This is a genomic window from Paenibacillus hemerocallicola (genome assembly GCF_006265175.1).
GTDB lineage: Bacteria > Bacillota > Bacilli > Paenibacillales > NBRC-103111 > Paenibacillus_AB > Paenibacillus_AB hemerocallicola.
The window spans coordinates 17,997-42,208 of record NZ_VDCQ01000036.1 but is presented as its reverse complement, the minus strand read 5'-3'; the positions used below and the strand labels follow the sequence as shown (position 1 = coordinate 42,208).

The 24,212-nt window shown below is 55.8% G+C and carries 19 protein-coding genes; 6 read left to right on the top strand and 13 right to left on the bottom strand.

Going from position 1 to position 24,212, the window contains the following annotated elements; translation table 11 throughout:
- The first annotated feature begins 32 nt into the window (after positions 1 to 32).
- Complete coding sequence (locus FE784_RS23070) at positions 33 to 743, top strand: HNH endonuclease (protein ID WP_139604610.1); 711 nt, start codon at positions 33 to 35, stop codon at positions 741 to 743.
- 155 nt (positions 744 to 898) lie between these two features.
- Here the strand turns inward: FE784_RS23070 and FE784_RS23065 are convergent, their stop codons facing one another.
- The 4 genes from FE784_RS23065 to FE784_RS23050 form a co-directional block, all read right to left on the bottom strand.
- A complete protein-coding gene (locus FE784_RS23065; RefSeq protein ID WP_139604644.1) occupies positions 899 to 3,037 on the bottom strand; it encodes a transglycosylase domain-containing protein in 2,139 nt (712 codons plus the stop codon).
- A 321-nt stretch (positions 3,038 to 3,358) separates the two neighbouring features.
- Complete coding sequence (locus FE784_RS23060; protein WP_139604609.1) at positions 3,359 to 4,087, bottom strand: DUF6081 family protein; 729 nt, start codon at positions 4,085 to 4,087, stop codon at positions 3,359 to 3,361.
- 27 nt (positions 4,088 to 4,114) lie between these two features.
- The gene (locus FE784_RS23055; RefSeq protein WP_139604608.1) at positions 4,115 to 5,035 is read right to left on the bottom strand and encodes a prenyltransferase; all 921 of its coding nucleotides are present in this window, start codon (positions 5,033 to 5,035) and stop codon (positions 4,115 to 4,117) included.
- A 120-nt stretch (positions 5,036 to 5,155) separates the two neighbouring features.
- A complete protein-coding gene (locus tag FE784_RS23050) occupies positions 5,156 to 6,019 on the bottom strand; it encodes a sigma-70 family RNA polymerase sigma factor (RefSeq protein ID WP_139604643.1) in 864 nt (287 codons plus the stop codon).
- Positions 6,020 to 6,220: 201 nt separating this feature from the next.
- On the opposite strand from FE784_RS23050, the gene FE784_RS23045 reads away from it, so the two are divergent.
- The 5 genes from FE784_RS23045 to FE784_RS23025 all read left to right on the top strand — a co-directional run bounded on the left by FE784_RS23045 (position 6,221) and on the right by FE784_RS23025 (position 11,537).
- Entirely contained in the window at positions 6,221 to 6,691 is a 471-nt protein-coding gene (locus FE784_RS23045; RefSeq protein WP_139604604.1) for a carboxymuconolactone decarboxylase family protein, read from the top strand.
- 487 nt (positions 6,692 to 7,178) lie between these two features.
- The gene (locus tag FE784_RS23040; RefSeq protein ID WP_246132142.1) at positions 7,179 to 7,985 is read left to right on the top strand and encodes a phosphodiester glycosidase family protein; all 807 of its coding nucleotides are present in this window, start codon (positions 7,179 to 7,181) and stop codon (positions 7,983 to 7,985) included.
- A gap of 144 nt (positions 7,986 to 8,129) precedes the next feature.
- A complete protein-coding gene (locus tag FE784_RS23035; RefSeq protein WP_176706449.1) occupies positions 8,130 to 9,038 on the top strand; it encodes a DMT family transporter in 909 nt (302 codons plus the stop codon).
- A 212-nt stretch (positions 9,039 to 9,250) separates the two neighbouring features.
- Complete coding sequence (locus FE784_RS23030) at positions 9,251 to 11,170, top strand: hypothetical protein (RefSeq protein ID WP_139604601.1); 1,920 nt, start codon at positions 9,251 to 9,253, stop codon at positions 11,168 to 11,170.
- A gap of 142 nt (positions 11,171 to 11,312) precedes the next feature.
- The gene (locus FE784_RS23025; protein WP_139604599.1) at positions 11,313 to 11,537 is read left to right on the top strand and encodes a hypothetical protein; all 225 of its coding nucleotides are present in this window, start codon (positions 11,313 to 11,315) and stop codon (positions 11,535 to 11,537) included.
- Positions 11,538 to 11,708: 171 nt separating this feature from the next.
- Here the strand turns inward: FE784_RS23025 and FE784_RS23020 are convergent, their stop codons facing one another.
- The 9 genes from FE784_RS23020 to FE784_RS22980 all read right to left on the bottom strand — a co-directional run bounded on the left by FE784_RS23020 (position 11,709) and on the right by FE784_RS22980 (position 23,945).
- Positions 11,709 to 13,298 (bottom strand): extracellular solute-binding protein, encoded by a 1,590-nt coding sequence (locus FE784_RS23020; protein WP_139604598.1) that lies wholly within the window; start codon positions 13,296 to 13,298, stop codon positions 11,709 to 11,711.
- A gap of 108 nt (positions 13,299 to 13,406) precedes the next feature.
- Positions 13,407 to 14,276: a carbohydrate ABC transporter permease gene (locus FE784_RS23015; protein WP_246132141.1), complete on the bottom strand. Its 870-nt coding sequence runs from the start codon at positions 14,274 to 14,276 to the stop codon at positions 13,407 to 13,409.
- 31 nt (positions 14,277 to 14,307) lie between these two features.
- A complete protein-coding gene (locus FE784_RS23010; RefSeq protein WP_246132140.1) occupies positions 14,308 to 15,285 on the bottom strand; it encodes an ABC transporter permease in 978 nt (325 codons plus the stop codon).
- 582 nt (positions 15,286 to 15,867) lie between these two features.
- Positions 15,868 to 18,201 carry a helix-turn-helix domain-containing protein gene (locus FE784_RS23005; protein ID WP_139604597.1) on the bottom strand — a complete coding sequence of 778 codons (2,334 nt, stop codon included), beginning with the start codon at positions 18,199 to 18,201 and terminating at the stop codon, positions 15,868 to 15,870.
- Positions 18,202 to 18,470: 269 nt separating this feature from the next.
- Complete coding sequence (locus FE784_RS23000; protein ID WP_139604595.1) at positions 18,471 to 19,631, bottom strand: Gfo/Idh/MocA family protein; 1,161 nt, start codon at positions 19,629 to 19,631, stop codon at positions 18,471 to 18,473.
- Between the two features lie 25 nt (positions 19,632 to 19,656).
- Positions 19,657 to 20,493 (bottom strand): amidohydrolase family protein, encoded by an 837-nt coding sequence (locus FE784_RS22995; RefSeq protein WP_139604594.1) that lies wholly within the window; start codon positions 20,491 to 20,493, stop codon positions 19,657 to 19,659.
- Positions 20,490 to 22,268 (bottom strand): IlvD/Edd family dehydratase, encoded by a 1,779-nt coding sequence (locus FE784_RS22990; protein WP_139604592.1) that lies wholly within the window; start codon positions 22,266 to 22,268, stop codon positions 20,490 to 20,492. Before FE784_RS22990 ends, FE784_RS22995 begins: the two co-directional genes overlap by 4 nt.
- Positions 22,252 to 23,064 carry an IclR family transcriptional regulator gene (locus FE784_RS22985; protein WP_139604590.1) on the bottom strand — a complete coding sequence of 271 codons (813 nt, stop codon included), beginning with the start codon at positions 23,062 to 23,064 and terminating at the stop codon, positions 22,252 to 22,254. Before FE784_RS22985 ends, FE784_RS22990 begins: the two co-directional genes overlap by 17 nt.
- A gap of 116 nt (positions 23,065 to 23,180) precedes the next feature.
- Complete coding sequence (locus FE784_RS22980) at positions 23,181 to 23,945, bottom strand: SDR family NAD(P)-dependent oxidoreductase (RefSeq protein WP_139604588.1); 765 nt, start codon at positions 23,943 to 23,945, stop codon at positions 23,181 to 23,183.
- Positions 23,946 to 24,212: the final 267 nt, after the last annotated feature.

The window sequence follows — 24,212 nt, the reverse complement described above, 5'->3', positions numbered from 1 at the left end:
GATGATGCAAACTATACTTGAGGTGTATATGGATGGGCCCGGAACCGGTTATGGAACAAAATAGTCCGACAGAAAATAAAAAAGACCCCGATACGAAGCTTTGCGCGCATTGCGGGCAATCGAAGCCGGTAACCGAGTTTTTGCGGCGAACGGGCAAAAGGTCGGGCAAATCGTCGCGACGCGGGGCGTGCCGCGATTGCCGCAACCGCAAAAAGGAGGCGGAGCGGTCGATCGTCGGGGAGGAAGGCGAGACGGCTCCGCTCCCGCCTTCCCCGGAAGCATCGTCGCCGACGGAGCTGGCCGAAGTCCCGAAGCGGCGAGTCAAACGGCCGCTGCCCGAGCTTCCGCCCAGACCCGAGGGCCCCGACGCTTCGATATTGAGGCCGACCCGCCAAGGCATCGTCCGGATGCGCGGAAGGACGGACAAAGGGCGCCGCTGGCATCAGGAAACCGATTTGGAGACGGCGGTTACGCTCGTTCGCGAACACGCGGCGGTCGTCGTCAACCGCCACACGATCCGCCGCATATACAACAATAAAACGTTTCGCCGGTATATTTTGATGCGCGACCGGCATACGTGCCACTTTTGCGGCGAATACGGCGATACGATCGATCATTTGCTGCCACGCGCCAAGGGCGGCCATACGACGCCGGCCAATTGCGTATGCGCCTGCAACCTATGCAACCAGAGCAAGGCGGCGCGCAGTCTGGACGAATTCATGGAGGATTTCGACGAGGACTGAATAGGCTATTGTCCATGCAAAGATTATCGGCAGCTCTGTTGGGAAAGTCTACAAAGTGAGAAACGCCAAGGCAAACGATCCGCTCAACGAAAACGCTCCCCCGGGCATAGCTGCCGGAGGAGCGTTTTTAGTTCCATCGTTTTCACATGAAGCGGTCAATCATCACCGTCATCGTTATTATGGCGGCCTTTCGATTTTTCTTTCTCTTTCTCTTTTTCTTTCTTCTCCCGCTCCTGCTCCTTTTTCTTCTCCTCCTTGCGCTTCTCCTCTTCTTTGTCGTTGTTTTTCTTCGCTTGCCCGGGAGGTTCCTTTTTGTCGTCGCCTTTACCTTTGCCGGGAGCGATGATGGTGTCGCTCTTGCCGACTTGAGGCGGCTGCTTGAACGAAACGGCCGGAACGTCCCGGAGCGCCGTACTCATCATTTCTTTGAACACCAGCGCCGGGTTGTAACCGCCCGAAGTGGACAAATAGTGGTTGCGGTCCGTCTGGTCATATCCGATCCATACAGCCCCGACCAGCTCCGGCGTATAGCCGACGAACCACGCGTCCTTGGAGCCGTCGCCGATACCTTCGAATTCCTTCGTTGCCGGCAGTTGGGTCGTTCCCGTCTTGCCGGCCACCGGACGGCTCATGGCGGCATTCCCCCCGGTTCCTTCCCTTATGACGTCCTGCAGCAGGCCGGTCATCGCGTACGCTCCGGTCGGCGACATGACCGTCACGGGCTCCGGTTTCGCTTCGGCCAAAACGCGACCGTCGGCTGCCGTAATTTTGACGATCGTATGCGCCGGCATCATAACGCCAAGGTTCGGAAACATACCGTACGCTTGGGCCATTTGCAGCGGGGAAACGCCTTCCTCCATCCCGCCGAGCGCCAGAGCCAGATTGTCATCCCCTTTGGCGAGCGGAATGCCCAGCTTCTGGACGAACACTTTGCCCGTTTGCAGCCCGATCTCGTTCAGCAGCCAGACGGCGGGAATATTCCACGAACGGATGACCGCTTCCTTCAGCGACACCTCGCCACGCGTTCTTTTGTCCCAATCCGTCGGCTTGTAGCCGTTAATGTTCAGGGGGCCATCATACAGTCTGGACGTCGGACCGTAGCCTTTCTCGATCGCAGGCGCGTATACGATAAGCGGCTTGAACGAGGATCCAGGCTGCCGCTTCAGATCGGTCGCATGGTTAAAGCCGCGGTATACGTGCTTTCCCCTGCCCCCGACTATGCCCCGCACTCCGCCCGTATACGGATCTAGAATGACGGCGCCGCTCTGCATCAGCTGATCCGGAGCACTCGCCGGAAACAGGGCGTCGTTGCCGTACGCCGCTTCCATAGAAGATTGAACGGTCGGATCCAGCTCCGTGAATATGCGCAATCCCCCGCCCAACAGCTGGCGCTCCGTAAAGCCGTAACGTTCGATTGCCTCCTCTATCACCTGATCGAGGTAATAAGCGTACTGGCCACGCAGCGACTCATTGCCGCCATCGCTCACCACGATCGGCTCCACGACCGCTCCGCGATATTCGGCGTCGGTAATATAGCCTTCCTCGAGCATGAGACCGAGCACGAGATTGCGCCTATCGAGCGCTTTTTCCATATTTTTGTACGGCGAATAATGGCTTGGCGCTTTCGGCAAGGCGGCGAGCATCGCGCTTTCGCCGAGCGTAAGCTTCTCGACGTCTTTGCCGAAATACGTTTTGGCCGCTTGTTGGATGCCCCATTGGCCTTCGCCGAAATAAATCTGATTCAAATACGTTTCCAGGATGCGGTCTTTGTCGTAGGTCTGCTCGATTTTGTACGCATAGGCCGCTTCAGTCAGCTTGCGCGATAGAGTCTGCTCATGTGTCAAAAACATGTTCTTGGCAAGCTGCTGCGTGATCGTACTGCCGCCTTCCGCCACCCCACCTTGCTTCAAGTTGCGGAACAAGGCGCGCGCGATGCCGAGGCCGTCCACTCCCGAATGCTCGTAATAGCGCCTGTCCTCCACCGCGACAATGGCTTGGCGCAGATGAAGCGGGATTTGCTCCAGCTTGACGGGGACGATTTTGGAAGAGGACACCTCCGATGCCGCCTTGCCGTTCCGGTCCATCAGCTGTGTCGGCGCCAGCGGCGGGTCCGCCAGCTTCCCGATATCGAGGGAACGAATCCATAGCGCGATAGCGGCGACCGAGAGAATCACGGCCAATAGGGCAACGCTCAGCAAGAGCCGCCAATACGTGCGGAGACGCGGCGGCTGCCTCCGCTTTTTCTTTGCCTGCCCGCTGCTGGCGCGGGTGCCGCTAGCAACGGTCTTCATCATTTTGTTCAATTGTATTCTCCCCTTGTCCGGACCGCGGTTCTATATCTGCGTCATAGCATAACTATTCGAACGATCCGTTACGGGAAAAGGGGGTATTGGTAGGAGCCTCGCGGAAGTTCAGTATTGTCGTCTCCAACCGGACAAGGCCGCTTCCCCCGCCGTTTTGGCGAGAACCCTTTTATCAAGCGTCGGAATCCTCTTCATAGTTTTATACATCGAGGAAATATTGATCTGCGGGCAAAAAAAACGCCAAGGCAAGGGCTGCCTCAGCGGTTCCGTTGAAATTATAAGCAAGCTGTCTAACGATACAATAAGCCGACGCTACTCCTTGATCGTTACCATAACCGGAGAATATTCGGCAATGACGGTTTGCCCGTGAACCGATACGCTTCCTTCCGGCGTCAAATCTTTCTCCGTCATAATGCCGAGAGCGATCGTGAACCGGTTGAATTTGATCGGCACATTGCGCTCCCGACGAACCTCTTCCCCGTTTACGAAAAATACGACTTCGTCCTCGCCCCGGTTATACGTAATGTTGTATGTGTTGAATTCCCGGGCGTTGAAGTTCGTCTCTTCTTTAAAAATGCAAAAATAACGCGTTTTGTCCGAAGGCGGAACCTGCACCCCCGGGAAAGGCAGCACCGCATAAACGCTGGCATACTTGTCGTTGCCAGCGAAGAAATCGAGCGCGGCGCCCGTGGAGAAATCGAGCAGGTTGAGCGAAACATAGCCGTCGTACAAATCGCCGGGCGCCGTATTTTGCGTGCGGGCGCGGATTTGCAGCTCGAAGCTGACTTCTCCCGTCTCCGGCACCTCTACTTGCTCTACCGAGTAGTACATATGCTTCGCGTTGTCCAATATTTGGACTTTGTCATGCTTCCGGCTGAGCGGAGCTCTGACATACAGCATGCCGTTGCGGACGATGACTACCGCGTCGGGCTCGCGATAGGACCAGAACGTTCCGTCCTGCAGCGGAAAGCCGCCAATTTTCCAAACTTCTCCTTCGGACAATATCGTATGGAAGTCTCCGAACGTTTTTTGCATTTCCATGTCAGCCACCTCTTCGGTCGGAATAGTTTAGTGCAGCAACCCTTGCAGCAGCAGGGCGAGCGCCATCAGTCCGCCGCAGCGGATCGAAGCTTGCAGGGAAGCGCCCATTAAAGGCAAGTAAGCCCGCGAATCGTTCTCGTCCTTCAAATTGCCGTATACGCGGAACAGCGGAATAGCCGTGAACGCCGCAAGCAACGCATACCAAGGCAGCACCCGCAGCGCGGCGCAAGCGATCAGGGACACGTACGCCAGTACCGCCAACAGGCGCGAGAACGCCAACGCTTTTTTCTCCCCCCATACGACGACGAGCGTGCGCTTGCCCGATTGACGGTCGGCTTTCCAATGCAGGAAATGATGATTGAACAAAATCAGAGTCGTCAGCAATCCGACCGGAAGCGACAGCATCAGCGGACGGTAGCCGAACTGTTCGACCTGCACATAATAAGTACCCATTACGGGTAAAATGCCGAATGAGAGCACGATCGCGATTTCGCTGTAGCCTTTTCCCCGATAACCGAATTTCAGCGGAGGAGCGACATAGAAATAGGCGATCAAGCCGCCGAGACCGCCGATAACGAGAGGCCACCATCCGCTATATAAGCTGACCGCAATTCCGCATAGTAGCGCAATAAAGAAAAACGCCCACGTCACCATTCCGAATTTCTTCTCCGACATGACCCCGTTCGCCAAAAAGCCGGAATTCGTGGAAATGGCCGCCGCCGTTTCTTTCGCGGCAATATCGACGCCATTTCGGAAATCCCACAAATCGTTGATCATATTGGAAAACAAATGGACGCAAGCCGCTCCCAGCAGCGTGATAAGAAATAAAACCGGACGAAACGCGCCGTCCCATGCATACGCGCCCAAGCCGCCCAGTACGACCGGAACGACCATCACCGGCAATACGCGAAACCGGGACGCTTTCATCCACAGCTTAAGCTTGTCCATGATCGATGACCCTTTCTATTAGAATGAACGAAAAGTCCCGATCTTATTATAAATCATATGGAGAGTGAAGTTAAATCGGTATTTGTATGGAAAAGGATATGTTCCTATCTCCCTGCGGGGTCAACCGTCCAAAACCGCGAGATCGAGCCGACCTATGCGTTCGCGGTCGGAGATCAAGTCGATCTCGACGATCTTCCCTTGCTTCATAGTAAATCGAAGTACATAGAGCAAGCTTCCCCGAGGAGCCACGATGGCTCCTACCGATCCGTTCACGAGAGCTGACTGCGCAGCCTGTGCACGTCCCGATACTTGCTTGGCCAGAGCCATTGCGCCTCGAGTCTCTCTGGAGTCTTGTGTCTCGCGATCGTCCCGAAGCAAAACATCCGGGTCGAGCGCCGTCACCAGAGTGTCGAAATCGCCGGACCGCGCCGCGGCAAGGAAAGCATCGACAATCTCTCTTTGACCGGCAAGCCCGGCTTCAGGCGCCGTCCCCGCCCCCCGCACCCGGCGGCGTGCGCGGCTCGCAAGCTGTCTTGATGCGGCCTCCGATTTGCCCACAATTGGGGCAATCTCGGTGAAGGGTACGGAAAATATATCGTGCAGCACGAAGGTGATGCGTTCCGCAGGATTCAGATTGCCGAGTACGACCAGCAGCGCGAGTCCGACATGTTCAGCCAGCAGTGCCTCCCGTTCGGGGTCGATCCCCTCATGGCTCTCGAGCGTCTCGGGCAAGTGCGCTTCTATCGATTCCTCGCGTCTTGATTTTCGAGACCGCAGCATATCGAGGCACACCCGCGAGACAACAGTGGTCAGCCAGCCTCCCAGGTTCTCGACAGGGCCCGTATTCGAACGGCTGAGACGCAGCCAAGACTCCTGTACCGCATCCTCCGCCTCGCTCAATGATCCAAGCATCCGATAAGCCACCGCCTGCAGGTGTTTCCGGTGCGCTTCGAATTGCTCCGCCAACCATTCGTGTTCGATTATTATCATTCGAATTCCTTCTTTGTATAAATTTAGTCTCTATAAGTATTGACGAACCAAAATCAACCGATGTGACAAAAAAACTGCGCTTGTTTCATATATCCGCATCTCTCGCAGACTTGTCACATTGCTGAGGTTCAATCCGTCATCGTAGTGAAGGGCCGGATGATCGGCTCCGATCAGAACTGTGAAGGAGTGTTTACCATGCATTCAAGAATGAATAGTCCCGCAATGATCGTGCCCGAAGCGATCCAAGCCTTGCAAGCACTGGGCAAAGCCCTGTTCGCGTCCGCAGAGAAAACCGGCGTTCCGAGCCGGACACTCTTCCTTGCCTATCTTCGGGCAAGCCAGATTAATGGAGACAGCGTCTGCGTTGAACTTCATTCGCGCAATGCCTTGGCGGCAGGCGAAACGGCAGAGCGGCTTCTGGCCGTAGCGGCATGGCGTGAAACGCCGCACTTCAGCGACGGCGAACGCGCTGTCCTCGCGCTCAGCGAGGCGGCCACCCGACTGAGCGACCGGATAGACCCGGTGACGGACGAGATCTATAGCGAGGCAGCCCGACACTATGATGAGCAGGCGCTGGCCACTATTATCGCCGGAATCGCCACGGCCAATCTCTGGAATCGCCTTAACGTCTCGACCAGGCAAATGGTCAGCGTTTCGGCCGGTTAAGTGCATCGGCGGTTCGTCGTCATAGAACGAAGAAAGGCGTCCATTATTGGCCGTCTTTTTTTGCGGCCGCATAATTGGCGTCCAGGAGTGCATGTACCGCATGATCGGTGAAGGCGGGCTGCTTTTGCCGACGCCTTGCGGGACCGCGAATCCAGCAAATAGCGGAACAGAAGTATGCTATTGATCCGAATACTTGTGCTGATTGCAAAATAACGGAAAACCGTTACGTTATTTCAGCTGTTCACGACCATTTCCACCCCGAAACATCCAGATAACGGAAGCCTGTTCCGTTATCTTCAAGAGTGAAACGGGATTCTGGACAATAACGGAATATAGTTCCTCTATTATATGATACTCCACTGCTTGCCCCCTTTAACGGATCTATAAGCCTACGATTCTTTCAAAAAATTATCGCTATGCTGCATGATTCTGGCAATAACTAGTATACTATACTATCAAGCCCATCCCCATTGCGAGGAGTGACACTGTGCGGATAATCGTCGTACGTCTTCGTCCGCCGCGTATTTCAAAGAAATTTGCTATAGCCGCCGCCATAACCCTGGTCGCTCTGCTGCTCGTATTCCCGATCGTAATACCGGACAAAACCGATATCACCGATCATTACCGCTATGACAAATTCATAGGCTCGAACGGCGTCGAGCTGCATGCGATTCAAACGACCCCGGACCGTATCCGACTCCGGACGATTGACGCCAACGTTACCGAAACCCCCTATTACGGCGTTAACGGAGGCTTCTTTTGGGAAGGCTCACTGCTGAGCATCGCCGTCGTCAACGACCGCCCCTTGAAAGGAGCACCGGGCGATTACGGCTCGGGCTGGTACAACACCGGCATCAACAACCACCTGAAGCGCGGAACGCTCGTGTGGGACGAAAACGTCAACCGTTTCTCGGTGCAGATCGTGACGGAAGCGGACGAGCTTGTCGTAACGGACAAGCGGCACTATTGGGCGCAAGGCGGCGTCAGCATGAGTCTCGGCGATAAAGCGGGCTGGCGGAACGAGATGATCGCCCAGGAAATGCCTGGCTACGATAACGGACATATGCGTACCGGGCTCGTCTACGACAGCCATAACCGGCTGTATATGATCGTTTCCCCGACCCGCTGTACGGCAGAGCAATTCCGTTCAGCCATTATGGAGCAGTTGGGCGACCGCAAGCTCGTCGAAGGCATTTTCCTGGACGGGGACGGCTCGTCCCAATTGCAGACGGAACAATTCCGTCTCGCCGGCGACAAGAGGCCGGTATACCAAATGGTTGCGGTCATGAAATAACCGTTTGATAGCGTTTAAACGACGTTTTTCAGACCGATATCGCACAAATTCGGCTTAAAATCGGGTACGTACCGCGTTGACGTTTTTCATGTACCGGCCTTATACTGGTAGGATTAATCTATGACCATCATGGAGGCTGCGGCATTGAAAGATCGAATCGTATTGTTCCGCCTGCTCGGCGTATCGCTGCTATGGGGCTTCAACTATGTGGCGAGCGCTTATTTGCTGAGGGATTTTTCCCCTATCTTTTTATCGTATTCGCGGCTGCTTCTGACCTCATTGTTTTTGATTACGGTCGGGGTTATAGGGGGCAAAATGAAACGGCCGACGGGCCGGGACATCGCCCTGCTCATCTTCGCCGGATTTTTCGGGACGCTGTTGAACCAGTTCTTTTATTTTACAGGCCTGCAAGGCTCTACAGCCGGGAATGCGTCTCTCATCATCGCATTGTCTCCCGTAGCCACCATCTTTCTCGCGAGGCTGTTCCTCGGCGAATCGATCACCGTCTACAAATTGGCGGGCTCGCTTATCGCTCTGGCGGGCGTGGCTCTTATCGTGCTGTTCGGCGGCAAAGCGCTCGGCATCTCCCACGGCGACGTCTACTTGCTGCTCGCGATGCTCGCCTTGTCGGTCAGCTTGCTGTTTATACGGCGTTTGACGAGAAGCATGGCTTCCTACGACATTACGATATTGGCGACCGTAATCGGGACGATCCTGATGACCCCGGCCGCCGTGATGGAAGGCATTCAAGGTCATCTGCACGTGAGCGCGCACGCGACGATGTGGATCATATTGGCCGCTGCCGCCATATTCGGCCAAGGACTGGCCGGCTTCTGGTGGAATCAGGGCATTTCCGCCGTCGGCGCTTCCACCAGCTCGATGTTTATGAATATTCCTCCTTTCGTTGCCATCGTCGTCGCCTATTTCGTGCTGGGCGATCCGATCCGGCCCGCGCAAATCGCCGGAGGCGTGCTCATCCTTCTCGGCGTCGCCTTGTCCAACTATAAGCTGAATGCCGCGAGCAAAAAGGCCGCACAGACGCTGCGGACATAATTCGCCCGTCTTCGGGCGCGCAGGCCGCATCCTGAGCTCGAATACAAAGAGGCGACCGCTCCGAATGAGCGGCGCCTCCTTTTTTATGCGAACGATTTCCAACCTCATCCACAAAAGACAATACATATGTCAATTTGTTTTTTTTCGAAACTATTCAAGCCTAAAAGGCGTCTCCTTCTACATAGAGATATAAACGAAATGGAGGGTGCCGCTTGTATCCCAAATTGATCTTGCTGGTCATGCTGACCGACGTGTTTCTAACGGCCATGGTAGGCCTCGGCGTATACTTCGGCTTTGCGATTCATCCGATTTTTCTGCTCGGCAATACGCAATTGCCGGTACAGTCCGGTATTCACGGGACGATTCCGTTATGGATGCCTTCCATTCAAGATTTGAAAGTACCGTTCTCCTACCTGCCTTACGGAGGCGCGGTATCGGTCTGGCGGACAATCGCGGTCTCAGCCGCCGTTATCGCGGTGCAGAGCTACGCGAGAGCCGTATATTTGGGCGGACTGCGAAGCGCGGTCCTGCAAGAGCGTCCGTCGCCGCTGCGTGAATACGGAAGGCGTTATTTCAAGCGGATGCTGGGCTGGTCTGTACTGTACGCCGCCGTTGCCTTTGCCGGCATGATGCTGGCCATGTGGGCGTGGCCGATCGGAGCCGCCGTTTTTTTGCTCGGTTTCTTCTATTCCCTCGTGCCGTATTTGATCGTGCTGCGCGACTATTCGTTGTCAGAAGCGATCTCGGCCGGACCTTCGATCTTTCGCGCCCATTTCCGGTCGATGGTGCCTTTCGCCCTGCTTGCGCTGTTCCTTACCGCAATCGTCAGCATTGTCGGAACGCTGGACAAACCTCTCGATTATTACCTATGCATGCTTTTGTACAGCACCGTCGGAACGCTGATGATCGGAGAATTCATGAGAAGGCTCCACGAAAAGATGAACAAAGAGAACGGGGCCGCCGTACGGATGAGGACCGAGACGATTCCGGTCAGCCGATTGCAAACGATGACCGCGATTGCATTACTATTTGTCGTCCCGGTTGTCGGAGTTTATTTTTCCGCAGGCTATCCGATTCGAGCCGCGGACCGGGTGATGAAGGGCGACAAGACGGAATTAAGCGGCGTTTCTTTTCAATCCGGCTTCTCCGACGCAATGTATGCGTCGGATCAAACGTACAATACGTACGAATGGCAGCCGAATCCGTATCGGATTCGAATCGCCATGCCGGACATGTCCGATGGACGCTCTTATAGCGAGCTGCGCGGTACCGCTACCGTGTACTGGGACGTTTCCCAAGAGAACGTGACCCGCTCGGGCAACAGCTCCGCCATCCGCGTCGTAAACGTGCCGATGGAGCAGACGATCGTATACCGGCTCGTCCGCGAGCGAAGCGAGGACGGCTCCTTCTACTATTCGAGCCGAGATGGAGCCGCTTCGATATTGGCTTTGAAAGATAAAGCAAGAGAACCGATGTCGCTGGAAATGACCGTAAGCGGAGACGGACGCCACGTGTTCATCATGCAATATCCGTCGCGGTTCGAGGCCGGCTCTCTCTTTCGCGTATCCGCCGACGGTCGTTTCTTCGTACCGCGCGCAAGCAAAGTAAATCCCGGCGATTTCGACACGTACTGGTTTGCATCCGAATGGAGCAAGGAAGATGTTTTCGCCATGGTCCAATCGAAAAACGAGCACATCGGCGTCGGACCGAAACGGCTGTTCGTCCAGTTGGCCGCGGCCCTGCAGGAAGCGGACGGAGCCATGGTCAAGAAGCAGCTTCAGGCGATCGGAGCCGGCAACGCGCAAATTACGGCGCCGGATTGGACCGAGCGGCAATGGACGGACTATTTGCGCAAGCTGTACGAGCCGGCCGGAATGGCGGAAATGCTCGGATATATGACAAAGGCGGGCGTCCAGAACGGTCATGAGACGCAAAGCTTGTCCCCGCCGGCAGAGCAGGCGCCAGCCGGAAACGGCGGCGCCAGCGCGCAGGAGCGGCAGCAAACCGACGCTCAACGGCCAATGCTGTTCGGCATGACAGTCCCGTTCCCCGATCGTTCCATCGTTCTCGTCTACGAGATCGACAAAACCGACAAGCTGCTTTCGTTGGAAATCCGGCTGCAGCAGCCCTGATACCCGATTCCTCCACGCTGGCTTCCGCTATTATCAGGCGGGCGGACGCATCATGGAGACGCTCGGCCCCAAATATACGACGGCAAGCCCTCACGATCTTCTGCGACCCGCATACGGTAGTAGCAGACGGGAGGTGTACAACATGGCGGAATTTTATAAAACGGCTCGTGCCATGCTCAATCGGCGGGTCAAGATCAGAACGAAATCGGGAAAAACGCATATCGGCAAAATCGTCAAGGTGACCGGTACGCACGTGCACTTGCAGAAGACGCGCAGACGGAAAGGCAAGGTCGGCACGACCTTCTTCGCCCCCTTCATATTGCCGCTCGTGCTGTTCGATTTGCTCGCCATCGTGCTGCTGATCTGATTGCGCTAAATACGGGGTTCAAGCCGCCCTTATTGGAGCGACACGAACAAGACGATAGCTCGCCACGAATAAAACCTCCACGCCGCCGGAAAAAGCCGGCGGCGTGGAGGTTTATTCAACTCCGGAATCTTCGTCCCGTTAGCCCGATGCGGACGCACCGCTCCGGACCATTTATTTCTTCAGCTTGGCGAACCATTCGCTCGCTTCCTTTTCCATCTGTTCGCCGCCGCCCGTTTTCCATTTTTTGACGAACTCGTCGAATTCGGAGATCGGCTTGTCCCCCGTAATGATCGAGATGAACGTCTGATCCTGCATCTTCTGCAGCTCCGTCTGGAATTTGGCTTGGGACGGAAGCGCTGTCAGCAATTGATTGCGGATGCCGCCCTTCTCATAGCCGTTGTCGGACGCCCATTTGTTCCGTTTCGACATCGAGATCGAGGAGAATTCCGGCAGCTCCAGCGATTCCATGACGTTGTTGGCGCCCATTTTCTCCAGATCCTGGGTGGACAAATTGTTTTTCAGCAGCGGCACTTTGTCCGCGTCGAAAGACCAGTCTTGCCCTTCGATGCCGAACATTGCCGTTACATAGCTTTCATAAGAGGAAGCGCTGATCGAATCGATAATTTGCAGCACCTTCGCCAGCTTCTCCGGATCTTTCTCGAGCGGCTTGCCGAACGAGATGAAATTTCCGTTCAGCATGCTGCCCTGCGGAGCGCCCATTTTGCCATTCGGGCCTTTCGGCGGCTGGCCGTGAACGAGCGCATCGGCCGCTTGCGCATTGACCTTCTTCATCTCGACGTAATCGTGGGACGCGGTATCTCCGTCGAACAGCAGCGGCTTCCAGTGGTAGAACGCGCCGAGGCTCGTCAAGCCGATCCGTCCGTTGATGAACGCGTGCGACAGCGCCCAATATCCGCCCGTATTCTCGCCGGTAATAAACTCGGGATCGATTACGCCGGCTTTGTACCATTTATTCAGCAGCTGCAGCGCATCCTTCATTTCCGGCTGCACGGCGCCGTAGACGAGCTTGTCGCCCTTCTGGCTCCAGCGGTCCGGCAAATAACCGAACGCCCCGTAGACGAGCGGCAGCGAGGAAGCGGACAGGCCGTACGTGTCCTTCTTGCCGTTCTTGTCCGGATCCTCGTTCGCCAGCTTGTAGATCGTTTTCTCGAAATCCTCGATCGTTTCCGGCGGCTTCTCGATGCCGACGTTTTTCAGCCAGTCGCCTCTCCAGACGATCGGACTGCGGAAGCGATCGTACATGACGAGCTTCGGAATGCCGTAAATTTTGCCGTTAACCTTGGCGTATTCGAAGGCGTTCGGCATTTCCTTCTCGGTTTTCGCATATACGTTCGGCGCGTATTTCTTCAGCATATCGAGCGGAATTTCCGCGAGCAGATCCTGATTGACATACTGCTGAAGGGTGGAGAAGCCGTTAACGACCATCCGGTCGGGAATTTCGCCGGAAGCGAACTTGAGGTTCATCATTTCGGTAAAATTTTTCGATTCGATATTCCATATATCGAACTTCACGTTGAGCTTCTCGCCCCAATATTTGATCATTTTGGCATTCGCGTCCACCGGCGTCGATTGGCCGGATACCCATGAAACGGTATACGTTTTGTCCGCCTTCGGGACGGCGTCGCCCGAATTCCCGCCTGTCGCCTCTTTCTCTTTCGTTCCGCAGCCGGCAGCTGCCATAGCAAGCAGCAGCGAAGCGGAAATCGTAACGGCAAAGCGCGGTTTGAATCCTTTTCTCATTGTAGTCGGACCTCCCGTTAGTTCTATAGTTTGTGCGTGTCTGATCTATGGCATGAACGCGGTCGCCGACCCGGACTCGGCCCCGCGTTTAACCCGTTCGTTGCTCGATCAACCTTTCAGTGAACCGACAAGTACGCCTTTGACGAAATATTTTTGCAGGAACGGATAAAACATGACGATCGGAATAATCGTAACCATCAGCGTGGCGGCTTTGATCGTTTCCGGATTGACAACCAGGTTCGGATCGTCGAACGAGTTCAGATCCATCATATCCTTGGTGCCGAGCAGCACGATTCTCCGCATGACGACCTGCAGCACCTGATTGTTGGCATCGGTCATATAGATCAGGCTGTCGAACCAGGCGTTCCAATGGCCTACCGCCATCCATAGCGACAGCGTGGCGATAATCGGCATCGAAATCGGAATGACGATGCGGAACAGGATCACGATGTCGTTGGCCCCGTCGATTTTGCCCGACTCCTCCAGGCTCTCGGGAATCGCCATGAAGAAATTGCGCGCGATGACTAGCGAGAATGCGCTGACCAAGCCAGGCAGAACAAGCGCCCATACGCTGTTCATCAGGCCGAGATTTTTCACCAGCAAATAGTTCGGAATGAGTCCGCCGCTGAAAAACATCGTAAAGACGATAAAGGCGGTCCAGAACGAACGGTGCGGGAAATAGCGTTTCGCGAGCGGATAAGCGGCGAATACGGTTGCGGCGAGCGATAGCGCGGTTCCCAATATCGTTCGGGTCAGCGTGTTGACAAAGCCGCTGAGCACGAATTCGTTCGTCAGCACTTTTTTGTAATTGGCCCAGGTGAACTCGGGCGGGATCAAATGGATTTGCGTCAGAGGCACGTTCCCCGTACTTAGCGACAAAGAGAGCAAGTGCAGGAACGGAAAGATCGTGGTGGCGCAAAACGCGATCATGAAGACGGCGTTGATGACGTCGAAAATATGTCCTCTGTGAAGCTTCAAGGCTGTCCCCCGCTTTCTAACCGGCTTGCGGCTACCATAAGCCGTATTCGTTGAACTTCTTGGCCAAGGCGTTCGCCGTCAGCACGAGCGCGAAGGCGATAATATTTTTGAACAATCCGACCGCGGTCGAGAAGCTGTACTGCATGTTCACAAGCCCCGCCCGGTACGTATACGTGCTGAGCACGTCGCCGACTTCCATGACGGCATTGTTGTACAGATTGAATACTTGATCGAAGTCGTCGTTCACGAGCCGGCCTACGGCGAAAATGAGCATGACCGTAATGACCGGCGCCATGGCCGGCAAGGTGATAAAGCGCATCCGGTGGTACCGGTTGGCTCCATCGACGGTCGCCGCCTCGTGCAGCTCCGGATTGACTCCCGTAATCGCCGCCAGGTAGACGATCGTTCCCCAGCCGAGCTCCTTCCATATGTCCGTGACGACTAGTACGGAGCGGAACCATTCGGTGCTCCCCAGGAAAAAAATCGGCTTGAAGCCCAGCGCTTGCATAATAATGTTGACCGGTCCGATCGACGGGGACAAAAACTGGATGGCCAGCCCTCCCAGGACGACCCACGACAGGAAGTGGGGGAAATAGCTGATCGTCTGCACCGCTTTCTTAAAGAAGGAAAGCCGGATTTCATTGAGCAGCAGCGCGAACAGGATCGGCGCGGGAAACCCGAACGCCAGCTTGTAGAAGCTGATCGTCACCGTATTCCGGAACACTTGCCAAAAGCTGCCCAGCGCGAATAAATCGCGGAAATGCTCGAGGCCGACCCATGGACTACCCATAATGCCCAGACTGAACTTGTAATCCTTGAAGGCGATCAGCACGCCGTAAATCGGCACGTAATGAAAGATGAAATAGTATACGGCGGCCGGAATGAACAGCAGGGTCAAATATTTGTATTTCCAGTAGCCGCCGAACGATTTCAAAAACCGGTTGTGCATACCGGTCCCCGTAGCTGCAGGTTGTCCTGCAAACGCTTTCGGATCGAGGGGACGATTCATTTGCAAAGCGCTCCTTTCTGTTCGGTTATGTGTGTCTCGCCATGCCATTACGATACAGAGAGGCGGGAAAACCGACAATACCAAATAGCGCAGATTATAGAACAGGTTCAAGATTTGGCGCATTTTCCCGTCTAAACGATTTGCATTTGATGAAAAAAACTGCGGCGGCATCATTCGCGTACAGTTGTGCATGTACCGCATGATCGGCGATAGCTGGCTGCCTTCGCCGACGCTCGCAGTGGCTGTGGTTCCGCAAAATAGCGGAACTGGCGTATGCTATTGCCCCGAGTCCCCCTGCTGTTTGCAAAATAAGGGAAAACCGTTCCGCTATTCCGCAGCTCGCTCCCATTTTCATCGCGAAAGCTCGAGATAGCGGAAGGCGGCTCCGTTAACTTCAAGCCTGTAACGGAAACTGGAACAATAACGGAAGACAGTTCCTCTATTGACAACTGCACGTTTCACCCGCCTCTTCAAAAAAACTCCAGATTGTACAAGGATTGTGCCGATGCAGAAAAAAACGTGTACCGGCGCGGTTTTAGCCGATCGGACCGCCGGACACGTCTTATTTGGATTGGACTGCTGCTATTGCTGGTTGGAAGTCGTGTAATTGATTTTGTACGTCTTGGGGGTAACGCCGTACGCTTCCTTGAACTTCTTGATAAAATACGCCGGGGTGTTGAAGCCGACGCTGCCGGCGATTTGCTCCACGTTCAGCTCGGACTTCTTGATCAGCTGCGCGGCCGCCTCCAGCCTGCGTCTGTTGACGTAATCGACAAAGTTGACGCCGGTTTCTTCCTTGAACAGCTGACTCAAGTATCGCGGATGCAGGCTTACGCGTTCCGAGACGACCTGCAGGCTCAAATCTTGACCCAGATTCGCCTCGACGAACGATTTGACCCGCTCGACCGATTCGCTCCCCCTGCTGCGCGCCCGTTCCTCCACGTATCGGAACGTTTGCAGGGCGGCATCCAGCAGCCATTCGCGAAAATCGCGGATATCCGAAATGCGCTGGAACCGTTCGAGCGATTCGGCATCGACCACATCGGACGACTTCAGGTTCATATCCTTCACATATTGGCGGTACGCGTTCACCCATTGCTTCCATTTCTCGTGGCAATAGTCCGCGGACAAACAGTCCCGCTCCATTCTCGCCACAAGCTCGTTCACCGATTGCCGGACCAGCTCCGGACTGCGGCTTCGCAATGCTTCTGCGAAAGCTTCCTGCAGCGCCTCCGGAACCTCCTCCCGGCTCTTCTCCCTGACCGAGCATTCCGAATGCGGAAAAAGCCGACGGTCGGGCATAAAGTATCGGTAGCTCCAGCCGGCCTTCGCCTGGGCATAAGATTCGTGCAGCCGGAGCGGATCCTCGACCCAGCCTCCCCACGCCGCCGCAGGCTGCAGCCGGAAATGCTCCTCGGAGTAGGCGAACAGCTTCTCCAGCATGCCCGCCAGCAGCGACTCATTCCGTTCCGTCGAGTGAACGATCGCGGATATTTCCGTTGCGGACGTGGAGATCGCCGTACATTGCGCCGAGACGCCATCCGTCCGCTCCAGCTCCCTGACGAGATTATAGATGACGATCTGCTTGTCCTCTTCGCTCAGCCCGTTCAGCATAAGATCGTCCAGCCCGACGATCAACGCGCAGCAGGCCGGCTCGGGCCAGCTCATATGGAGGAAGCGCAGCCGCTCGGCCAGCTCCCCCGCATTCGTCATATTGCGATTCAGTAAGCCGGAGACGAGATTGTGACGGATAATCGGCACATTTTCCCGTACCGTCATCTCGAGCTCGCTCATTTTCTCCGAAAGGTTGGCCACGGCCCGGTCGATCAGCTTGTATTCGTTCTCGTCCTTGCCCCCGATCGGATCGGTCGGCCCGAACAATCCTTTTACGGTTCGCAGAAGAGATCTCAGAGGACTGTACATGTTGAGAGTAAGCACCTGGGATATGATGAGCCCGAGCACGATCGCGGCCAAGCAGACGAGCAGCAGCGTCCGTTGGATCGCCGTGGCGTTTTTGTTGTAATCGTCCACTGGCGTCGCCTGCACCAGCTTCCAGCTGTTATAGGGCAGCGTACGGTAGGTCAGGAGGAAATCGACGCCGTTCAATGTGCGGTTCAAGCTTTCCGTGTCCCGTCCGGACATGGCGATCTCGCGCAGCACGCCCGCGCCGGAATCGGCCAACACCTCCGTCCGGTCGTTGCCGACCGCGACCGTATGGCCTTCCCGATCGACAATCCATTGCTGTCCCCGGTCCGTCTCGTCGGACGAACGGATCATATCGGTGAATGCTTCCGCCCGCAAATTTACGGCATAATACCCTTTCGCCTTCTCTCCGGTCGAGTTGTACGGATACGAGCCGACGAGCGTCACCAAATCGGCGCCGCTGCCTCCCGAGCTTACGTTGACCGGAACGTTGCGCGTCTCGATCCATAGCGTCGGGACGCCCGCCCGGTCCATCCGCTCGATCCATTCGGTGCTGACCGCCACCTTGCCCGGCACGCTGTCCAGGAAAGCGACTCCCTGCTTCGAGGAAATGACGGCATTCCCTTCCCGGTAATAGACGGCAACCGAATCGACGATGTCCGGGTACATCGAGGCGATGCCCAGCAGGTCGTCGGAAATGCTTTTCGTTTTGGCGTAATTGCCCGGTATCGGATTATTGAAAAAATAGAGCACGTCCGGCCGCGTAGCGAGTTCCAGCATCAGCTTTTGCGCCTTGCCGAGCACATTGCCCGACAATTGATCGGCCGTATGGCTCAGCATGCGGGAATGCACCTTCTCCACCTCCGCATTGAGGCTGGATGTGAAAAAAACGTACGAGGTCATCCCTACGGCAGTTGTCGTCACAAGCAGCAAAGCCGCGTAAGAAAAAAACAGCCGGTAAAATACGCTATTCATTTTGTTCAGCAACCTCACTGCCGTCACTCCTTCGATATCGGAACGGTCTCACCGACAAACGGATCATGTAAGCGATTACTTATTACGGGGCTTCAGTATAAATCCCATCCGCGCCCCGGTCAATAGTGTTTGGCTGGGAGCGCGCGAGATCGCATTGTTTCGCAGAACACAAGTAAGGTTCACAATTGCCACCGTGGTATACAATAGTCCGCTTCCAATGCCGCAAGGCACATGGAGGGACCCATGTGCCTGCAGCCGGGCGGCATGACGATGCCGGGTGTTGCCTGTTACAGCCGGATAATTTGTTCCTTATAAGTGCTGGTTTTGCGGAAATCCGGTACGTCCATCACTTTGCCGCCGTTCGTGACCGACAGCTCGGACAGCAGTCCTACCGCCGTCCACTCGCAAGCGTCGTATACGTCGATCGGCGGCTTCGTGCCGTTCCGGATCGAATCGACGAAGTCCTGCACGATGAAGTAGTCGCCGCCCCAATGACCGGCACTGCGCTGCTCTTCCGTGACGTTGCGGTACCGTTCCGGCAGCAGGTCGTTGAAGTCGCTGAGCGGCCGCCATTTTGCCTTGTTCGGATCTTCGCCGTCCGTATGGAAATATATTTTGTGCTGATCGCCCAGTCCTCTGGGAGCCTCATAGCAGCCCTTCGTCCCTTGCAGCGTGTAGTAAGCGCCGTTATGCGGACGGTTCGACATACAGTCCAGTCTCAGCTTGATCAGCTTGCCGCTCTCCATCTGGCACATCGTGACCGACGTATCCTCCTGGCGGAATTGCGGAGCGGTATGCCAGCCGGTGGCGAAGGTGGAAATCGACTTGATCCGGTCGCCCTTGAACCATTGCATGACCGGTCCCAAGCTGTGAGTCGGATAAAAGTTGCCCCGCTTGCCGAACTGCCAATAATTGCGCCACGACGTTTTGCCCGATGCGGCCTTCTCGCCGGGTACGCGGCGGTTGTAGCCGTATGCCAGATGCTTGACATCATGGATATACTCGCCTTCGCCGAAATACACTTCGCCGAACAAGCCTTGGTTCACCATATTCGCGATAAGCTGGTTCGTAGGAATGTAGCAATAGTTCTCGGCGAACATGAACACCTTGTCGCTATGCTTCTCGACCGCTTCCTTCAGCCACCATAGCTCGTCCATCGTAACGCCGGCCGTCACTTCGCACATGACGTGCTTGCCCGCCTCCAGCGCTTGGATCGTCTGCTGGACGTGCAGCTGCATCGGCGTCGAGATGACGACCGCATCGATGTCCGATTCCAGCATATCCTCGTAAATCCGGTACGTGCTAGAAATATGGAACTTCTCCGCCTGCTCCTTCAGCAAGCCTTCGTGCAAATCGCACAGCGCCGTTACTTCAACGTCGGGAATAGCCCGGAAGCCGAGCAAATTGCTCAGCCCCCGCGCTCCGACGATACCTACCTTCAACGTCATAGGAATCAACTCCGTCCCATCGGGGTTATACGAGCCCCAAAATTTCTGGCGTATTGCGGTGAATAATGTCCTCGATCACCTGATCGGGAATTTGCGGCAAAGTCGTTCCTTTGGCGAACTGGTTCACGTTGCGGAACAAATCGATCGTTTGCTGCGTCGTGAAAAACGGGAAGTCCGAGCCGAACAAAATTTTATGCGTCACGCCGTATTCCATCGCCGAGACAAGCGCGTTGTAGAACTGCCACGGGCGGGAGCCGAGTGCGGACATATCCATGTAGACGTTCGGATTTTTGCGGACGACCGAGATGCATTCGTCGATCCACGGATGACCCATATGGGCGATAATCATCTTCAAGTCCGGGAACGTGCGGGCTATCGGATCGAGCTCGACCGGTCGGGAAGCGTCCAAATAGCCTTCCGGAATGAAAGACGTGCCTTGGTGCCACATGATCGGCAGCTTCAATTCGCTCGCCTTGGCATAGAACGCGTAATGCTGCTTGTCGTTCGGGTAAAAGTTTTGGTAAATCGGACCGAGCTTCAATCCGACAAGCTTGTACTCGGATATGGCCTCTTCCAGCAGACGCGCGGCGTTCGGCCGGTTCGGATCGACGCTGGCGAAGCCGAACAGCTTGCCCGGCGCCGTGGCGCAATAACGTGCGACATCTTCATTCGGCACGTGCGCCCCGACAGCCGGGGCATCGAACGCCAGCACGATCGCTCCGTCGAACCCTTTTACGCTTTCGCGGTGCTGCTCCTCGGTGGCGATCACGTCGTCGACGTTCCACGCCCGTTTGGCCGCCGCTTTCCATTCTCCGCCTACTTGTCCCGGCAAAAACAGATGCGTATGGCAATCGAAGATCATTGGTCATTCCCGCCTTTCTTGCGCGCTTCGCGCAGCTCCTTGGGAAGCAAGAAATCGAAATCGCAGCCTTCGTCCGCCTGCAGCACGTGCTCCAGAAACAGCAAGCCGTATCCGCGGTCGTAAGCGGGCTCGGCCGGCTTCCAATCCTTTCTCCTCAGCTCGAGCGTCGAATCGTCTACATGCAGCTGCAGCTTGCGCTCCTCGATGTCCAGCTCGATCTCGTCGCCGTCGCGGACGAGCGCCAGCGGACCGCCGATCGCGGCTTCCGGGGCGGTATGCACGATGAGAGCGCCGTAGGACGTCCCGCTGATCCGCGCGTCGGAGATGCGCACCATATCGCGGACTCCCTTCAGCAGCAGCTTCTGCGGAATCGGGATTTGCCCGATTTCCGGCATGGCCGGAGCGCCTTTCGGCCCGGCATTTATAAGCACCAGCACGCTGTTCTCGTCCACGTCCAAATCCGGATCGTCGATGCGCGCCTCCAAATCGGCCGGCGAGTGGAAGACGACCGCCTTGCCGCGATGCTTCTTCAGATGAGGAGAAACGGCTGTCTGCTTGATCAGCGCGCCGTTCGGGGACAAGTTCCCGCGAAGGACGGCGATGCCTCCCTGTTCCGCAAGCGGACGATCGAGCGATGCGATCACGTCGGAATTGATCGTATATACTCCGCGAAGATTATCCGCGACAGTTCCGCCGGTCACGGTCAGGCAATCCGTATGCAGCTTCGATTCCAGCTCTTTCATAAGCGACGGAACGCCGCCCGCTTCGAAATATTCTTCCATCATATATTTGCCAGACGGCTTCAGGTTGAGCAGGAACGGCGTATCGGCCGCGAGCTTGTCGAACGTTTCCAGCTCCAGCTTGTAGCCGAGCCTGCCCGCGATGGCGACCAGATGGATGATCGCATTGGTCGAGCCGCCGCTCGCCATCGTCACGCGAATCGCGTTCTCGATCGATTTGGGCGTAATGACATCGCGCGGACGAATGTTTTGCCGTACGACTTCCACGATTTGCTTGCCCGTCCGTTCGGCCATATGCTTGCGGCGCGAATCCGGAGCGGGAATCGCCGCACAGCCGGGCAGCGCCATGCCGAGCGCTTCCGCGATCGAAGCCATCGTGCTGGCCGTTCCCATTACCATGCAATGTCCGTCGCTGCGGCAAATCGCGTCTTCAGCCGTCGACAGCTCTTTGTCCGTAATGTTGCCCGCCTTATGCTCGAGCGTATATTTGTAGCAGTCCGTACAGGCCCCCAGAGACTGTCCGTTCAGCCTGCCGTTGAGCATCGGTCCGCCGGTCAGGACGATCGCCGGGACGTTCGCGCTGATCGCGGCCATCAGCTGCGCCGGCACCGTTTTGTCGCAGCCGCCTACGAGAACGACGCCGTCGAGCGGATGGGCTTTGATCATTTCCTCGGTATCCATCGCCATCAGGTTGCGAAGCAGCATCGTAGTCGGCTTCACGTACGGCTCACCGATGGAGATCGTCGGAAATTCCATCGGCAAGCCGCCGGCCTGCCACACTCCCCGCTTCACGTAGTCGACCAGCTCGTTGAAGTTGGAATGGCATTTGTTCAGCTCGCTGAACGTGTTGGCGATCCCGATGACCGGCTTGCGCAAATCCTCGTCCGTATACCCCATCGATTTCGTAAAAGACCGGTGGATAAATCCCCAAAAGCCCGGATCCTGAAAATATTTCGCTCCGCGAAGCTTTTCTTGATCGCCGTCGCCGGTTTGTTTCCCGATTGCGCCGGTTTCCTTGTTATCGCCCGTTCCCATGTCTCGGCAATTCCCCTTTCGGCATCGTCTGCTGCTGCATATACCCGAGCTCCGCGGATATGCGGTCGGCCGTATCCCGGACCGCCTCCCCGACCTGCTGAAATTTCGTGGCGGGCAAATCTTTATTCAAGGACGTGATGCTGATCGAAGCGAACACGTGCCCGTTCTCGTTGCGGATCGGCGCTCCGATACAGCGGATGCCCTCTTCGAATTCCTCGTCCTCGATCGAATACCCGTATTTGCGCACATAGCGGACGTCTTCCATCAGTTTTTCCAGCGTCCGCCCGAGCTTATCCGGGGCATCCTCCAGCTCCGCCGTCAGCAGGACGGCGATTTCCTCGTCCGACATGCCCGACGCGATCGCTTTCCCTACGCCGGACATATGCAGCGGCTGGATTTGTCCGATATTGGTGGCGAAGCGGACGAACCCGTTTCCTTCCACTTTATCCACATACACCGGCTTATCTTTCTCCGATACGGCCAGATGAGCCGTGAATGGCGTATCCGCTATCAAACTCTCCAAGTGCGGCCGGGCGATCGTCACGAGATCCATCGACTTCATATAGCCGATCCCCCAACGCAGCACCCCGTGACCTAGCCTGTATTTGCCTTCCGGCGTTTTCTGGATAAGCGAATATTGCTCCAGCGCGTTGAGAATGACGAAAGCGGTCGATTTCGGAACGTTAAGCGTCGTATGAATGTCTTGTATCGATAGCTGACGATCGGCCACCGCGTTCAGAATGGCTACCGTTTTATCGATGGCGGGAACCGAATATTCCTTCGGCTGCTTTTTCAATGACGGTTCCTCCTTCTCTCGTGCTTGGTCGTATCCGTAATGCTTATTCGGGTTATACTAGATTTCGATTCTCATTTTTTCGGACTCGTTAATCGGAATTTCAAAAAAATCCGTGCCTACAGCTCGCCGGCATTGGCCAGATGCCCGCCGTCCACCGGAAGCGTCGTTCCCGTTATATAGGAAGCATCGTCGGAGGCGAGGAACAGGAAGGCGTTCGCAACCTCTTCCACCGAGCCGAGCCGGCCCATGGGCGTCCGCGCGGTCAAGTTCAGAGATTGGTCCTGCTGCTTCAGCTTCCGGTCGAGCGGCGTGTCGATAAAGCCCGGCGCAACCGCATTGACCCGGATCCCGTGCGAAGCGAGCTCGACGGCCATCGATTGGGTCAGCAGCACGACGGCGCCCTTGGAAGCATTGTAATGGGCCAGCATGGAGCTTCCGGCCAAGCCGTTCTTCGAGGTCATGTTGACGATCGAGCCGCCTTGGCCGCATTCGACCATCCGGTTCGCGATGGCTTGGCTTAGCACGAACATCGCATTGACGTTGACGTCCATCACTTTTTTCCAACGTTCGAGCGATATTCCCGTGAACGGCTCGCGAAACGCGATACCCGCATTATTGATCAAAATGTCGATGCCGCCCATCTCGGACCATGCTCGCTCGGCCGCAGCGACCGTGGCGTCCAAGTCGCTGAGATCGCATACGGCGTATTCGACCCGCGACGACGATTCGCCGCGCAGCGCCTCGACCGTTTCCTTCAATTCCCCGCTTCTCACATCGAGCAAATACAGCTCCGCGCCTTCGCGCATAAATTTCTCGGCGATGCCCTGCCCGATTCCTTGAGCCCCGCCCGTTATTAACGCTTTCTTCCCGGATAGCTTCATCAATTAGTTCCTCCTCCGACAAACATCTCGGAATGGTCGACTTAGTATATTGAACATTATTCACTATAATAATAGTGGAATCCTTTTTTCGTTGTCAATTGAATGTTGCGACTGTCGTGAAAACAATAAGAAAAACGTATATCGACGTATTTCGAAGATGAGCGACCGCGATTCAGCGACTGTTTCTCTTGGTAATGAAAGTCTTATTTCGCTGTAGTACTTTAGCGAAGTTAAACTTTCTTTATCGTTAAAAAATGTCGGGTTCCC